The organism is Candidatus Protofrankia californiensis, assembly GCF_900634765.1.
In the GTDB taxonomy this organism is placed as follows: Bacteria; Actinomycetota; Actinomycetes; order Frankiales; family Frankiaceae; genus Protofrankia; species Protofrankia californiensis.
This window is the reverse complement of the sequence record NZ_CAAAFT010000065.1, coordinates 18,290-31,745: the sequence shown is the minus strand read 5'-3', so window position 1 is coordinate 31,745 and position 13,456 is coordinate 18,290. Positions and strand designations below refer to the sequence as shown.

Below are 13,456 nucleotides of genomic sequence, written 5' to 3'. Positions count from 1 at the left end.
CAACGTCAGCAGGGTGCTCTTGCCCGCTCCGTTGCGGCCGACCACACCGATGCGCTCACCGGTCCCGATGCCCAGGCTCACCCCGTCCAGCAGGGTACGGGTGCCGAAGGCGGCCACCACCGCCTCCATCGTCACCAGGACGCCGTTCATCCGGTCATCCGCTCACCAGCCGGCTCACCCGGTCACCAGCGGGCTCACCCGGGGGCACCCGGATCGACCACGCGAGCGCCCGACACCGGACCGTGCGCGTGGCGCACCGCCCGGCACACGCCCATCCCGGCGAGGCTCGCAGCCAAGGCCACGCTCTGCGCCGCGTCCCGCGCCAGGAAAGCGCAGGTCGGCCCGGACCCGCTGACGATGGCGCCAACCGCCCCGAGCTCGACGCCGGTCTCCAGCACCCGGCGCAACGACGGACGCAACCGCAGCGCGGCCGGCTGCAGGTCGTTCACCAGCGCCCTGCCCAACTCGACCGGATCACCGGTGCGCAACGCGGCCAGCACCGCGTCGGGTGGGGTGGGCTCGGTACGCAGACGCCCCTGGGACAACCGGTCGAACTCGGCGTAGACCGACGCCGTGGACAGGCCGCCGTCGGCCAGCGCGAACACCCAGTGGTACTCGCCGCGCCCGAGCACCGGCGTGAGCTGCTCGCCGCGGCCGGTGCCCAGCGCCGTCCCACCGGTGAGCGGAAACGGCACGTCGCTACCGAGTCCGGCGGCGAGCTCGGACAGGACCGACCGATCCAGGCCGGTGCCCCACAAAGCGTCGAAGGCGACCAGCGAACCGGCCGCGTCAGCGCTGCCGCCGGCCATCCCGGCCGCGACCGGAATGCCCTTGGCCATGGTCATGTGGGCCGCCGCCCCCCGCACACCGGCACGCGCGGCAAGTACGTGGGCAGCGCGGACGGCCAGGTTGTCCACCCCGGTCGGGACCAGGGAGATCCGGGCCGCGGCCGAGCTCGCCGCGGTGTCACCGGACGACGAGGACGAGCTGGGCAGCCCGGACGAACCGGACGGCGAGGCAGCCGGCAACGCGGTCCCGGCGGCACCCTCACCGGTGACCTCCACGGACACGGCGGGCTCCACGGTGTCCGGGTCGACCGCGGCATCGTCGACCGCAGTCACCGTGATCTCGTCGTAGAGCGATACGGCCTGCAAGATTGTGATGACCGTGTGGTAGCCGTCGTCGCGGCGCGGCCCGACACCGAGATGCAGGTTGACCTTGGCCGGCGTACGAACAGTCACCCGGCTACCCGGAACGGGCGCGGGCGGCCGATCGGCGCCGGCGGCACCGGAAGGGTGCTGGTGAGACCGAGACAGCGGACTCTCCTTCACTCCTGGGGCGTGTTCTGACACCGGGCACCAACGAACCTATCCGGCCGGTAAGAGGCGAGTGCCCTCGCCACCGCCGGGTAAGACGATGCACACGAGCAGTTGGTCACGCCAGCAGTTGGCCACGCCGAGCACGACCGGCCGATCCGGTTCAGGACTCATCCCCGATTCCCACGACCGATCACCAGGACCGGAGCTACAACGAGCGATTCCGACGAGGGCGGAGGCACGTCATGAGCACGACGACCACCGAGAAGACCGCTACCGCGACCCGCGAGTCGCCGCAGGGTGACGGCGCCGGGGTGTCGCGGCGGGCATCCACCGAACTCGTCACGGGCAGGGGGAAGACCTTGATCGCGGACTCGGTCGTCCGCAAGATCGCGGGCGTGGCGACCCGGGAGGTCGAAGGCGTCCACAACCTCGGCTCCGGCGGCGCCCGCGCGGTCGGCTCGCTGCGGCAGCGCATACCCGGCTCGTCCGGGCGCAACGTGTCCCAGGGAGTGGGAGTCGAGGTCGGCGAACGCCAGGCCGCGATCGACCTCGACGTCGTCGTCGACTACGGCGTGTCGATCGTGGACCTGGCCCAGACGATCCGCGGCAACGTCGTCAGCTCCGTCGAGGGGATGACCGGCCTGGAGGTCACCGAGGTCAACATCGCCGTCGACGACATCTTCATCCCCGAAGAGGACGAGGGACAGCCGGCCCGAGTGCAGTAGAGCCCGAGTGCAGCAGCCCGAGTGCAGCAGAGGCAGCAGAGGCAGTGGAGAAGGCGCAGTAGAGATCATGGTCCGCCTGGCTGTGTCCAGCCGACCGGCCGCAATCGCGGCCGCGGTTGCCGGCTGCCCAGCGGTGGCCGCGCTTTCCGCCGGAGCAACCGGTGACGTGGCCTGCTACCTTCCCGGTCGCCGTGTCGTCGGCGTCCGCAAGGCACCGGGGGGCGTCGCCGTCCATGTCGTCGCGTGGTTCGGCCCCACCATGGCCGAGGTCGCCGGCCAGGTTCGCTCGGCGGTTACGGCGGTGGCGCCGGAATGCGAGCGGATCGACGTCGTGGTCGACGATCTCGAACTCCCCCCGGACGGACCCGCCACTGCCGCTGCTACCGGCAGTACCGCCAGCAGTACCGCTGGTGTCGATACCGCCGGCACTCAGGACGAGGCCGGTGCCAGATCAGGGCCGGGATCCGGGGGCGCGACCGCCGACCGCGGGCAACCCGAACAGCCGGGGCAGCCCGGGCCTGCGAGAAGGAAACGCAGGAGTGCATCGGCGCCCCCAGCGGCGTCCGCAGGGGCAGGAAACGGGAAGAAACGACAGGACAAAAGAGGATGAGACAACAGGCAGGACGAAAGAGGAGTGAGGCAACGAGGGACTGTGGGCGCTCCAGGGACGGCGGACGAACAGGGACGGTGAACAACGAAAGAGACGGTGAACATGGCGTCCGAACACCGCCAGGCAACGCCCGACACCGCCGTCCACCGCGCCGAGATCCGCAGGTTCGTCCGCGAGAACCATCCGGATCTCGGCGGAGATCCTGACGCATTCGTATCGGGCCTGCACGCTCTGCGCACGCAGCGGTCGCCGCGACCCACCTGCGGCGAGGTGACGGCGTACCGCAAGCGGTCGGGCCTTGCGCTCGTCGTCGGCTGGATCCGGCGGCAGCCGATCCAGCGGCGGCGGACAGGATCGCGCCGGCCCCCGCGGGTGCGCTAGGGCGTCGGTCAAGTAGCGCAGATCCGCTCCGAAGTCGGCCAAGGATCCATGATTGAAAACCGTCGAATCATGAAAGTGAGGGAGTAGACGGTCGTGATAGCAGCCGTTTCCACACTCAATCCCTTGATCGAAACGGGACGTGTGACTACCTGACCGGTGTGTTAGCCCCCGCGGGTGCGCTAGGCCGGTGGACCGCGTCCGATGGATCTTTACTCACGGTGTGCGTACAACCCCTTCGACAACAGGAGGCTCCGATGCGATCAGGCGCACTCGGTCTCATCGCGGGACTGGTCTCAGGTCTCGCGCTCGCCGTCGGCGACTTCAGCGACTTTCTGATCGTCCTACTGCTCGGGGCAATCGGCCTCCTCGTCGGCAAGGTGGTGGACGGAGAGGTCGACCTCACCCGGTACCTCGGTGGCGACCGGCGGCGGGAACCCCGGTGAATCCACAGACCCCGGTGCGCACGGTGCCGGTCAGGCCGGCGGGCGTCGGCCTGGTTCAACCGGCGGATCCGGTGCGGCAGACGGATCCGGGCGGGATCGACGAGCACACCGGCCACCGCACCGGGAGCAGAGCCGATCCGGCCATCCGGGGAAGGCTGCTCATCGCCGATCGGGTCGTCGAGAAAATCGCCGCCGAGGCTGTGCGGGACATCGAATCCGTCGGGGGTCTGTGGCACAGGTTCCCCGGGCGGGCCCGGTCGGCCGGCAACGACCACCCTCCCCGGGTGTCAGCCCGCGTCGGCCGGGGCACGGCTCGGATTTCCATGTCGTTGTCCATTCGGTACCCTGCCCGAATCATGGAGATATGCGTGGGAGTGCGAACGCGAGTAACCGGGCATGTGGCCGATCTCGCCGGTCTTCGGGTCACCCGCCTCGACATCGACGTCTCCGCGTTGGATCTCGGCTCAGACCCGGGCGCCCGGGTGCGATAGCTTACGAAAGGTCACCACTGTGCGCCTGACGAACCGGATTGTCGCGGCGCTGCTGGCAGCGGTCCTTGCCGCGGCCGGCGTGATCGCGATAGTCGAGATGGTGAACGCGGCCCTGGACAACGGGTACGCCATCGTCGACTGGCGGTCAGCCGTCGACGTCATGGCACGTAACACCTGGTCCGACACAGGCCCGACGGTTCTCGCCGTTGTCCTGATCATAGCCGGAGTGCTGTTGCTCACCCTGGGGATACGGCGTGGCCCGGCGGAATGGCTCGCGCTACGGCCGATCTCGACCGGCACCTGGGGCTTCGTCTCCCGTTCCGGTCTGAGCCGTTCGCTGGGCAGCGCCGTCACGGAGGTGGACGACGTGAGCCGGGCAAAGGTGCACCTCCGGCGACGCACCGCGACAATCATGGTCGAGCTGCACCCCCGCAGCAGCGCGGACACACCGGCACAGGTGCTCGACCGGGTCCGTGAACACCTCGCGTCGTTCGATCTGGTGGCACCACCGAAAACGAAGGTGAAGACCTCCCGTCGCCCCGCCCGTGACCGTAACGTCGTGCCGGAACCCGCCCCGCGTTCCACAACGCCGCCCACGCCTCCCACGGTGCCGCCCACGCCTCCCACAACGCCTCCCACGGCGCCGGGCGCGTCCTTCACGGCGTCGTCCTTCACCGCAGCCCCCGAGGCGTCGGGGGGGTCCACGTCCACGTCGGTGACGGAGGCCAACTTCGGCGCGCCGGCGCGACGCGGGCCGTATCCGGTGGGCCTGGACCTGACCAAGCCCGATCCAGCCAACGACCGGGAGAACGAACAATGAGCGCAACCACCACCCCGGTCAGTGACCCGCGGGCCGACAGCCCGATCCCCCATCTGGGAGCACCGACAGGGCCAGGCGAGGTGGAGAGCATCGAGCCGGCAGGGCCACCGGGCCCGTCCCGGCCGAACAGGCGTCCGGTCACACGCGGGATCGACCAGTTCAACCGGGTGATGTTCGCCCTGCTGGGGCTGATACTGCTGGGTGCCGGAGTGGTCGCCCTGCTTGCCGGTAACGGTGTGTTCGGGACGGACGTCGCCAACCGGCCGACGCTCACCCCAGGCAACCGGGCCTTCGCCACCAGCCACGCGTGGTTCTGGCCCGTGGTGGGAGTGGCCACGGCCGCGATCGTGCTGCTGGCGCTGATCTGGCTGTCGGCGCAGTTCTCCTCGGGCCGGCTGTCCGCACTGCATGTGATGGACGACAGGTTCGGGCGCGTCCGGGTGGACGGGCGGGCCTTCACAGCGGCGGTGGGCAACGAGCTGGCCGGCACCGACGGCGTCCGGCAGGTGCATGCGCGGCTGCTGGGCAGCGAAGAGCACCCACTGCTGCAGGTGGTCGTGGCCGTGCAACCCGATGCGGACATCCACCGGATCCGCTCCGAGATCGAACAGATCGCCCTGCCACACGCCCGCGAGACCGTGGCACGCCCCAACCTCACCGTCGAGCTCGAGCTCGTCCCAGGCGCGCACCGCAGCGACCGCGTGCGCTGAGAACGTTCTCACACGCAGCCGCCCACCAGCCGAAGAGCGCGCGATCATCATTTGTTCGCACGCGGAGGCCCCGGGGAAGTCACCTGGGCGAAGAACGAGCGATCGTCGTCCTTTCACGCGCGGAGGCCCCTGAACCAGTGGCCTCTACCGTGTCAAGGATGTGATCGTCCTTTCGCCGGCGGAGGCCCCGGGGACATGTCCATGACCGCCGCCGGGTAACCCTTCGTCCTTTCGCGCGCGGAGCCCACCGGAAGTTCGGTCAACAGTCCTGCGGTCGACGGCCGCGCCCCTGACCCGGGCGGCACGACGGGGCGGACGAGGGCGGTTCGGCCGGCGGTGGCTGCAACGACGTGACGCTGGGCATCACCGTGGACGGTCTGGCGGACACAGCGCCCGGCGACGTCACGGACGGGCCCGAAGCAGGTGCCGGGGGTGCTGGGGGTGCCGGAGGAGTCGCCGTCGGGATGACCGGACCCGAGTCCGCCGCAATGTCGGACGGAGCCACCTGTACCGTAACCGCGGCCGGTGGCGTGGCGGTGGTGAACGACGCCGGAGGCGGGGGTTCGCCGTCGACCGGCTTCGCGCCCGTTACAGGCCGATCCGTCACGGCATGTGGTCGTTGACTTCCCAGCGTCACAGCGATGCCGAAAAGCGCACCGAACACGCACACCACCATGACGATCGTCAGTGCCACGCCCGTCCGAGAATGCCGTTGCGCAACAGCTGTCCGGTTCGCTGCGGCGCCCCGCAACACCCGGATGGCCGAGCCTGCGGGATCGGGCGGAACACCGCTGTCGGGCCTGTCCGCTCCCTGTCCGCCGCGCCGCGCGGACGCCGGCCCGCCGGTCGAGGAGCCAAGGGCAGCGCGATCATGATTCTTTCGCGCTCGGAGTTCCTCCCGGATCGGTACAGCCGATCCGGAAGGTCCGGGAGGCCCAGATCCCCGGGTCGCCGATCGGACACCGTCGTTCGGCGGGCTCGCAGCCGACCGCACGAACCGATCACGGCCTTGTTGGTCTGCCGCGTCCGCTCCGGGCGGCCGGTCGGTCCCGGGGACTCCCTCCCAGGGAAGCAGGCTCCTGGCCCGCGGCTCGGTGTCTTCGGACACATGCTCACCCCCCACCCTGATCCGTTCCGCTGCGACGGCCGAAACAACGGACCTGTACGGACATCTACCCCCACAGCGGACGTCATATGGATAACATCTTTTGCCCCTGTTCCCCGCAGCGCCCCCTCCCGTCGCCGCGGGATGCGGGAGAGGACGCTGAGGCAGGCCACGGGGACGTGCCGCCCTGCCAGACCGCTGTCGATCTTCCGTACCGGCACTTCCGGCGCGGGCCGGTACGGGGAAGCGCTGGTCAACGCCAGTTCGTCGGTCAGTGGCCGGCTCGCGGCCACTCGTACCCGGGATCGAGACGGGCGAGGGCGAGGCGGGTGAAGGCGGCCACGTCCAAGATCTCGCCCCTGGCGGACGGGTCGACGCCCGCGGCAAGCGCAAGACGCTCGGCCTGGCGCGCCGACCCCGCCCAGCCCGACAACGCCGCCCGCAGGGTCTTGCGGCGCTGCGCGAAGGCCGCGTCCACCACGGCGAAAACAGACTGGCGCAACTGCGGCGACCCTGGTTGATCACGGCGGGTGAACGCCACCAGGGACGAGTCGACGTTGGGCTGCGGCCAGAACACCGCCCGCGGCACCGGGCCGGCCGGACGAGCCGAGGCATACCAGGCCATCTTCACGCTCGGCACGCCGTACACCCGACCGCCCGGCGACGCGGTCAGCCGGTCGGCGACCTCGGCCTGCACCATGACCAGCCCGCGCCCGACCGACGGAAAGCGCTCAAGCACGCCGAGCAGCAGCGGTACGGCCACGTTGTAGGGCAGGTTCGCGGCGAGGACGCTCGGCGGGTCGCCGGGGATGTCGACGGGCTCCAGGCGCAGCCCATCCGCCGCCAGCACGGTCAGGCGGGCTGCCAGCTGCGGCCCAAGCCGCGCCGTGGCGGTCGCCGGAAGTGCCGCGGCCAGGGGCTCGTCCACCTCGACCGCGACGACCCGGCGGGCGGCCGGCAGCAGCCCGAGGGTCAGCGAGCCCAGCCCGGGACCGATCTCCAGGACGGTCTCGTCCGGCCCCACGCCCGCCAGGCGCACCAGTCGACGGACGGTGTTCGGGTCGACGAGAAAGTTCTGGCCGCGGCGCTTGGTCGGCCGCACGCCGACAGCGGCGCTGATCGACCGTACGTCCGCCGGTGTGAGCAGGCCGTCGGGAAGGCGCGGATCAGGAGGGCGCGGACCGGGGGCTACCAGGGTCCGAACATCCGTTCAGAGGTCGTGGCGACCGCCGACGCGAGGGTATCGACGTCCTCCCCCCGGGCGGCGGCCAGCGCCCGCAGCGTCAGCGGTATCAGGTACGGGCTGTTCGGTCGGCCCCGCCACGGGACGGGAGTGAGGAACGGGGCGTCCGTCTCGACCAGCAGCAGGTCACGGGGTGCCACGGCGGCGGCGTCCCGCAGGCGCTGGGCGTTGTTGAACGTCACGTTCCCGGCGAAGGACATCACGTAGCCGGCGTCGGCACAGACCTTCGCCATGGTCTCGTCCCCGGAGAAGGCGTGGAAGACCACCCGGTCGGGCGCGCCTTCCTCGGTGAGGATGCGCAGTGTGTCCTCGTGCGCATCCCTGTCATGGATCATGAGGGTACGGCCGGTCTGCTTGGCGATCGCGATGTGGCGGCGGAAGCTGTCCTGCTGGGCGGCGTGCCGCTCGGGTGGCGTGCGGTAGTAGTCCAGGCCGGTCTCCCCGACCGCCCGCACCTTCGGCGCGGCGGCCAGCTCGGCGATCTCGGCGAACGTCTCCTCGCTGACACCCCCGGCGGCCTCGTTCGGGTGGATCGCCACCGCGGCGTAGACGTCGGGATGCCCGGCCGCGACCTGCGCCTGCCAGCGGCTGGTCGGCAGGTCGACTCCCACGGTCACCAGCCGCCGGACGCCGACGGCCTGCGCCGCCGCGACGGCCGCGTCCACGTCGCCGCCCATGATGTCAAGGTGGCAGTGGCTGTCGACCACCTCCGCCCGCGCCTCCACCGACAGCGGCGGCGGCGCGGGCGGAGGGTCGCCACGACGTCCACCGTCGCGTGCCATATACCGCTCACCCACCCTTCCATCCCCTTGGAGACCCGGCCGTGGGCCTCCCGGACCTGCCGGATCGGCTTCTGGGCCTCCGGACCGGCTTCCAGCCTTCCCTGACGGGCTTCCGGACCTCCCCGACCGGCCCGGACTTCCCGACCGGCTTCGCCGATCCTGCAGGAACCCCGGAGCCGACAGGATCCCGACCATGAAAAACATGATCGCTTTGCCTTCAGCCCGTCCTGGGGGCGTGTGAACCACACCCTGTGGACATGGACCGTACCCATGGTGGGAGCCGCATCCTGGACCGATCCTACGGATGACGCGCAACCGGCCCGAGACCGCAAGGATCCAGAAGACAGCAGGACATCCGATGCGTCTACGGTGTCAAGCTGCCGGACTCCGCTGCCGGGGTCGTGGAGGGCTGGGGCGAGGGTGGCCGACGAGGACGGCGGCGAGGTCGATGAGACGGTCGGCGTAGTCCAGGGCGTAGGCGCGCCGGTCGGCTCCGACCAGAAGGCCGAGGAGAGCGAGGAGGCCGGCGAACAGCACGATCAGGATCGCGGGGAGGACGCCGACGACAGGTTGCACGATGGCGCGCAGACTGGTGAGCCAAGGGGAAGGCACCGGCTATCTCCTCTATCCGGAACTCTTCATAGGGAATCGGGGGAGCTGTTCGCATGGTCGTCACGTGACGATCGATGGTGCTCGCCGGCTGGGCTGTGGTGGTTGCTGGCCGGTGGACGGAAGCTGCGCGGGACGTAGTTCGCGGGCGCTACGGGTCGGTGACGCGTACGCACAGGGCCCACCACAGCAGTCGTAGGCCTCGCAGGTGGTGGCGATGGTCTGACCATTCTTCGGCGTATCGGTCCTGGTAGGACGCGGGGAGCTGGTGTACAGCCCGGGTCAGCAGGTAGTCGACCAGGGGGTCCGCGGCCCGGCAGGCCTGCGCCAGCCTTCGCAACCTGCGGACGGTGACCTGAGAGAGCTCACGAACAGGCAGCCGCGCTCTGTCACCTTGCGGAGAAGTACCCGCCGCCGAGCGAGGTCGTTTGAGTGCTCGGCTGAGGACGCTGCCGACGAAGCCGGCGGCGGCGACGGCGGTGCCGGCGTCGCCGCCGACAGCGGCGCCGACAGCGGCGACGGCGACGACTACGTCACGTTGGTTGCGGCGGGGGGTCATGCCGTTCCTGGCTGGGGTCGGGTGGCCGGTGGGAGGGCGCCGAGACGACCCAGCGTGGTGGTGAGGGCGTCACGGGCGGCGGTGGCGCCGTGGCCGGTGAGCCGGTACATCCGCCGCCGGGGCCGTTCCAGTTTCACCGGGTCGTCTTCTTCCCAGTAGCTGGACAGCCAGCCGGCGGCCTCGAGCCGGGCGAGAATCGGGTAGATCGTGCCGGACGGGAACCCCGACGCTTCAGCGAGGGCGAAGCCGTAGTAGTCGGCGCTGGGGTTTTCGAGCATGAGCCGAAGGACCGCCGCGGTGGGCAGCGTGATCCGCGGCCCGTTCTGTCGACGTTTCCCCATATGCGGCAGGGTACACGAAACTCTTCATAGGGTGCCGGGATGGTCGCGGTCCGCGTGATGATCGCGGTCGGTGGCGGGCTACGCGGCCGCGCGGATCAGGCCGCGACGGCCTGCGGTGGGCTGGACGTGCAGGGACGTGACGTCGATGCCTTCGCCGGTCAGGGCGTCCCGGATGCGCCGGCCGACCGCGTCCCCGCCCACCACACCCAGGGCGGTGACGTGTGCGCCGTGCCGGGCGAGGGTCACCGCCTGGTTGAGGGCCTTGCCGCCGGGCGTGGTGCGGATACCGTCCGCCTTGAGATCGTCTCCCCAGTCGGGCAGCCGTGACGTGGCGACCAGGCAGTCCGCGACGTAGGAGACGACGACCACGAACCGCGGACGCGGGCCGCCGCCGGCGTGCGGGGGCGCCACCGGTGACAGGGCACGGAATTCCCATGGCCCGGGTGTCATAACAACGTCGACACACTCCCGGACACCGCAGACCCATCACCTGGTAGACAGGTACCAATGTCCTCGTCGCTCACCGTCGCGCTGGTGACTCCGTTGACCGGTCCGGCGGCCGCATACGGTCTGGCCACTCTCCGCGCGGCCACATTGTGGGCCCGTGACGAGCAGCTTCCGCTGCCATGGGACGACGTCAACGTCACCGCGTACGATGCGTATCCGCATCCCGCGGCGGCGATGCGGTCCGCGGCCGCGGCGGAGCCGGATGCCATCTTCGGCCCGTACGGGCAGCGCAGCGCACTGGCCGCATGTGCCGCCACCGACCGGGTCGTGTTCAACATCGGCGCGCCTTCGACACGGTTCGTCCGCCAGGCGTTCCCGAACGTCGTCAACCTGCTCTCCCCCCACTCGACGTGGACGCGGGGGCTGCTCGCCGCGGTCCGTGCCGCCGACCGGCGGGCCCGCAAGGTCACGGTGCTGGTGGCGTCCGACGACCGGGCGCTGGAAGTCGTCTCCGTCGTGCGGGCCGCCGCGACCCGGCTGGGCTTCGAGGTCACCTCTAGCGTGTTCCGCCCCGGCCGCGCCATGATCGCCGCACGGCGGCTCCCGCCCGCGGACGTCCTGATCGTCCAGGGCGATCCGGACGACGAGACGGCCGCGGCCGAAGTGCTGCTGCGCAGGCCGTGGCGGGCCGCGGCGTTCTCCACCGCCGGGCACGACGATGCGCTGACCACCCTGCGTAATCGCCGCGATGGTCTGCTAGGGCCGCGCGCCTGGTCACCGCAACTGCCCGCGGCGACCGGCACCGGGCCGAGCGTGTCCGAGTTCGTGGCCTACTACCGGCGGATGTATGACCAGCTACCGGCCGCAACCGCGGCGGTAGCTTACACGGCCGGGCTGGTTCTGGGCCGCTGTATCCGGGCGAACGGCCGGGCCGACGACCGTTCCGTGCTTGCCGCCGCGCGCACGCTCGACACATCCACCCTGCTAGGCCGGTTCCGCCTCGACCGGGCCACCGGACTGCAGGTCGGCCACCACAGTCATCTCGTGCAGTGGCAGGACGGCGTTGCCCGCGTGGTCTGGCCCGCCAACCGGGCCCAGTCCCCGCTGGTCTATCCGCGCTCGCGGATCGGGGTAGCAGGGCAGCAGCGCACCATGACCGCTTCGTGAGGATGCCGGGCAGATTCGTGCGGATGCCGGGCGGATTCATACGGATATCGGGCCGATTCGTGCGGACGCCGGGGGGACGGGTCAGGATCGGGATCGGTCTGGCCGCCGCGGTGTTCCTCACCGCGACCGGGCGGTTGTTCGTCTGGCCGGTCAGGGACATCCCGGAGCCGGTCGACGCGATCGTGATGTACGCCGGAAGCCCCGGCCGGCTGGCCAAGGCGGTCGACCTGGCCCGGGCCGGGTATGCGCCGGTGCTCGCCGTGTCGACCCCGTTCGGGGCCGATCCGTGCCCGGTCGCCCTTCCCGGCGTACAGGTGATCTGCTTCCGCCCGAACCCGCTCACCACCCAGGGCGAAGCGCGGATGACCGCGGAACTGGCCGCCCGTCACGGCTGGCGATCCGTACTGATCGTCGTGGGGACCTCGCAGGACACCCGGGCGCGGATCCGGGTGAAACGGTGCTACGAGGGTCGTGCCCTGTTCGTCACCGTGTCGCCACGGCTACGCAGCTGGCCGTACGCGATCAGCTATGAATGGGCTGCCATGGTCAAGGCGTTGACCATCCAGCGAGGCTGCTGATCGCCGTCGAGGCTTCCAGAGGGCCAACGGCAGCACGATCATGCTTTTCTCACGCTCGGGATTCCTGCCGGATCCGGGAGGTCCGGGAGGTCCGGATCCCGGACCGCTGAGGGGCGAGGACGTCGGCCCGGATGCCGTAATCCCCAGGTCCTGGGCCGCTGAGGGGCGAGCAGGGACGGTTCACCCACCATCTCCGCGAGCCTTGGCCGCGAGTACGGCGTCGTAGACCACTCGACGGGGTACCCCGTGCTCGGCCGCCACTGCCGTGATGGCCGCCTTGCGCGGTGTCCCGCCGGCTTCGCGAGCGGCGACCTCGGCCGCGAGCACAACGGCGCGGGCCGCCGCAGCCGGCGTGCCGGGCTCCGCCGCCGCGTGCGGGGACGTCGCCGGCCTGCCCGCCACCACCAGGGTGATCTCTCCTCGGACTTCCCGCTCATGGGCCCATGCCGCCAGCGCACCGAGATCGTCTCGGACGATCTCCTCCCACGTCTTGGTCAGTTCGCGGCATACCACTGCCGCGCGGTCGGCCCCGAAGGCCGCGGTAAGATCGTCGAGTGTCGCGGGCAACCGGTGCGGAGCCTCCAGGATGACCAGCGTGCGCCGCTCCCCGGCCAGTTCGGCAAGGCGCGACCGGCGCTCACCCGTCCGGCGCGGCAGAAAACCCTCGAATACCCAACGGTCCGTGGGCAACCCGCTGACCGCGAGCGCGGCGGTCACCGCGGACGGTCCCGGAACGACCGTCACCGCCACCCCGGCCATGGCGGCGGCGGCCACCACCCGGAAACCCGGATCCGACACGGCCGGCATTCCCGCATCCGTGATGAGCGCGACCGTGGCTCCCGCACGCAGCCGGGAGAGCAGGAAGTCCGCGCGGGAGGACTCGTTCGCGTCGAAGCAGGAGACCACCCGCCCGGAGATGGTGACGCCGAGGGCCGCGGTCAACCGGCGCAGGCGGCGAGTGTCCTCGGCCGCGACGATGTCGGCACGGGCGAGGACCTCGCCCAGGCGCGGGCTGGCATCGCGGACGTCACCGATCGGCGCACCGCAGAGCATCAGAGTTCCGGACACCCGCCGAGTCTGCCAGGTTCCACCACCTACATTGATGCGGTGGCGGTGACGGTCGTTC

General features: G+C 70.8%; 18 protein-coding genes. 9 read left to right on the top strand and 9 right to left on the bottom strand.

From position 1 onward, the window contains the following. Both DD1DGNOD_RS04025 and DD1DGNOD_RS04020 read right to left on the bottom strand, forming a co-directional pair. On the bottom strand, positions 1-150 hold a 150-nt coding region (locus DD1DGNOD_RS04025; protein ID WP_131769471.1), incomplete at its 3' end, for an ATP-binding cassette domain-containing protein. A gap of 44 nt (positions 151-194) precedes the next feature. Further along, positions 195-1,241, bottom strand: a complete 1,047-nt coding sequence (locus DD1DGNOD_RS04020) for a 4-(cytidine 5'-diphospho)-2-C-methyl-D-erythritol kinase (RefSeq protein ID WP_165036389.1) — start codon at positions 1,239-1,241, stop codon at positions 195-197. A gap of 320 nt (positions 1,242-1,561) precedes the next feature. Here DD1DGNOD_RS04020 and DD1DGNOD_RS04015 point away from each other — a divergent pair, with 320 nt between their 5' ends. From DD1DGNOD_RS04015 to DD1DGNOD_RS03985, 7 genes are all read left to right on the top strand, one after another. Then, entirely contained in the window at positions 1,562-2,044 is a 483-nt protein-coding gene (locus DD1DGNOD_RS04015; RefSeq protein ID WP_131765286.1) for an Asp23/Gls24 family envelope stress response protein, read from the top strand. Between the two features lie 82 nt (positions 2,045-2,126). Next, complete coding sequence (locus DD1DGNOD_RS04010; RefSeq protein WP_131769469.1) at positions 2,127-2,654, top strand: hypothetical protein; 528 nt, start codon at positions 2,127-2,129, stop codon at positions 2,652-2,654. 96 nt (positions 2,655-2,750) lie between these two features. Next, on the top strand, positions 2,751-3,035 hold the full coding sequence (locus DD1DGNOD_RS04005; RefSeq protein ID WP_131765284.1) for a hypothetical protein: 285 nt from the start codon (positions 2,751-2,753) through the stop codon (positions 3,033-3,035). 254 nt (positions 3,036-3,289) lie between these two features. Then, complete coding sequence (locus tag DD1DGNOD_RS04000; protein WP_131765283.1) at positions 3,290-3,478, top strand: hypothetical protein; 189 nt, start codon at positions 3,290-3,292, stop codon at positions 3,476-3,478. Continuing rightward, positions 3,475-3,969, top strand: coding sequence for an Asp23/Gls24 family envelope stress response protein (locus DD1DGNOD_RS03995; RefSeq protein ID WP_241255449.1), 495 nt, complete (start codon positions 3,475-3,477; stop codon positions 3,967-3,969). The genes DD1DGNOD_RS04000 and DD1DGNOD_RS03995 overlap by 4 nt, the downstream gene beginning before the upstream one ends. Before the next feature lie 19 nt (positions 3,970-3,988). Then, entirely contained in the window at positions 3,989-4,789 is an 801-nt protein-coding gene (locus DD1DGNOD_RS03990; RefSeq protein WP_131769468.1) for a DUF6286 domain-containing protein, read from the top strand. Then, complete coding sequence (locus DD1DGNOD_RS03985; protein WP_131765281.1) at positions 4,786-5,499, top strand: alkaline shock response membrane anchor protein AmaP; 714 nt, start codon at positions 4,786-4,788, stop codon at positions 5,497-5,499. Before DD1DGNOD_RS03990 ends, DD1DGNOD_RS03985 begins: the two co-directional genes overlap by 4 nt. A 1,376-nt stretch (positions 5,500-6,875) precedes the next feature. On the opposite strand, the gene rsmA is transcribed toward DD1DGNOD_RS03985, so the two are convergent. The 6 genes from rsmA to DD1DGNOD_RS03955 form a co-directional block, all read right to left on the bottom strand. Beyond that, positions 6,876-7,706, bottom strand: coding sequence for a 16S rRNA (adenine(1518)-N(6)/adenine(1519)-N(6))-dimethyltransferase RsmA (gene rsmA, locus DD1DGNOD_RS03980; RefSeq protein ID WP_241255448.1), 831 nt, complete (start codon positions 7,704-7,706; stop codon positions 6,876-6,878). An 86-nt stretch (positions 7,707-7,792) separates the two neighbouring features. After that, complete coding sequence (locus tag DD1DGNOD_RS03975) at positions 7,793-8,629, bottom strand: TatD family hydrolase (RefSeq protein ID WP_131765280.1); 837 nt, start codon at positions 8,627-8,629, stop codon at positions 7,793-7,795. Positions 8,630-9,001: 372 nt separating this feature from the next. Then, the gene (locus DD1DGNOD_RS03970) at positions 9,002-9,241 is read right to left on the bottom strand and encodes a hypothetical protein (RefSeq protein WP_131765279.1); all 240 of its coding nucleotides are present in this window, start codon (positions 9,239-9,241) and stop codon (positions 9,002-9,004) included. Positions 9,242-9,389: 148 nt separating this feature from the next. Continuing rightward, positions 9,390-9,797 carry a hypothetical protein gene (locus DD1DGNOD_RS03965; protein WP_131765278.1) on the bottom strand — a complete coding sequence of 136 codons (408 nt, stop codon included), beginning with the start codon at positions 9,795-9,797 and terminating at the stop codon, positions 9,390-9,392. Then, positions 9,794-10,075 (bottom strand): PadR family transcriptional regulator, encoded by a 282-nt coding sequence (locus tag DD1DGNOD_RS03960; RefSeq protein WP_241251211.1) that lies wholly within the window; start codon positions 10,073-10,075, stop codon positions 9,794-9,796. Before DD1DGNOD_RS03960 ends, DD1DGNOD_RS03965 begins: the two co-directional genes overlap by 4 nt. Positions 10,076-10,216: 141 nt before the next feature. Further along, entirely contained in the window at positions 10,217-10,588 is a 372-nt protein-coding gene (locus DD1DGNOD_RS03955) for a carbohydrate kinase family protein (RefSeq protein ID WP_131765276.1), read from the bottom strand. Positions 10,589-10,645: 57 nt separating this feature from the next. On the opposite strand from DD1DGNOD_RS03955, the gene DD1DGNOD_RS03950 reads away from it, so the two are divergent. Together DD1DGNOD_RS03950 and DD1DGNOD_RS03945 are read left to right on the top strand one after the other, a co-directional pair. After that, complete coding sequence (locus tag DD1DGNOD_RS03950; RefSeq protein ID WP_131765275.1) at positions 10,646-11,752, top strand: ABC transporter substrate-binding protein; 1,107 nt, start codon at positions 10,646-10,648, stop codon at positions 11,750-11,752. A gap of 59 nt (positions 11,753-11,811) precedes the next feature. After that, entirely contained in the window at positions 11,812-12,330 is a 519-nt protein-coding gene (locus tag DD1DGNOD_RS03945) for a YdcF family protein (protein ID WP_346434261.1), read from the top strand. A gap of 180 nt (positions 12,331-12,510) precedes the next feature. Here DD1DGNOD_RS03945 and rsmI read toward each other — a convergent pair whose 3' ends face one another. Then, positions 12,511-13,383, bottom strand: a complete 873-nt coding sequence (gene rsmI, locus DD1DGNOD_RS03940; protein ID WP_206442931.1) for a 16S rRNA (cytidine(1402)-2'-O)-methyltransferase — start codon at positions 13,381-13,383, stop codon at positions 12,511-12,513. Positions 13,384-13,456: the final 73 nt, after the last annotated feature.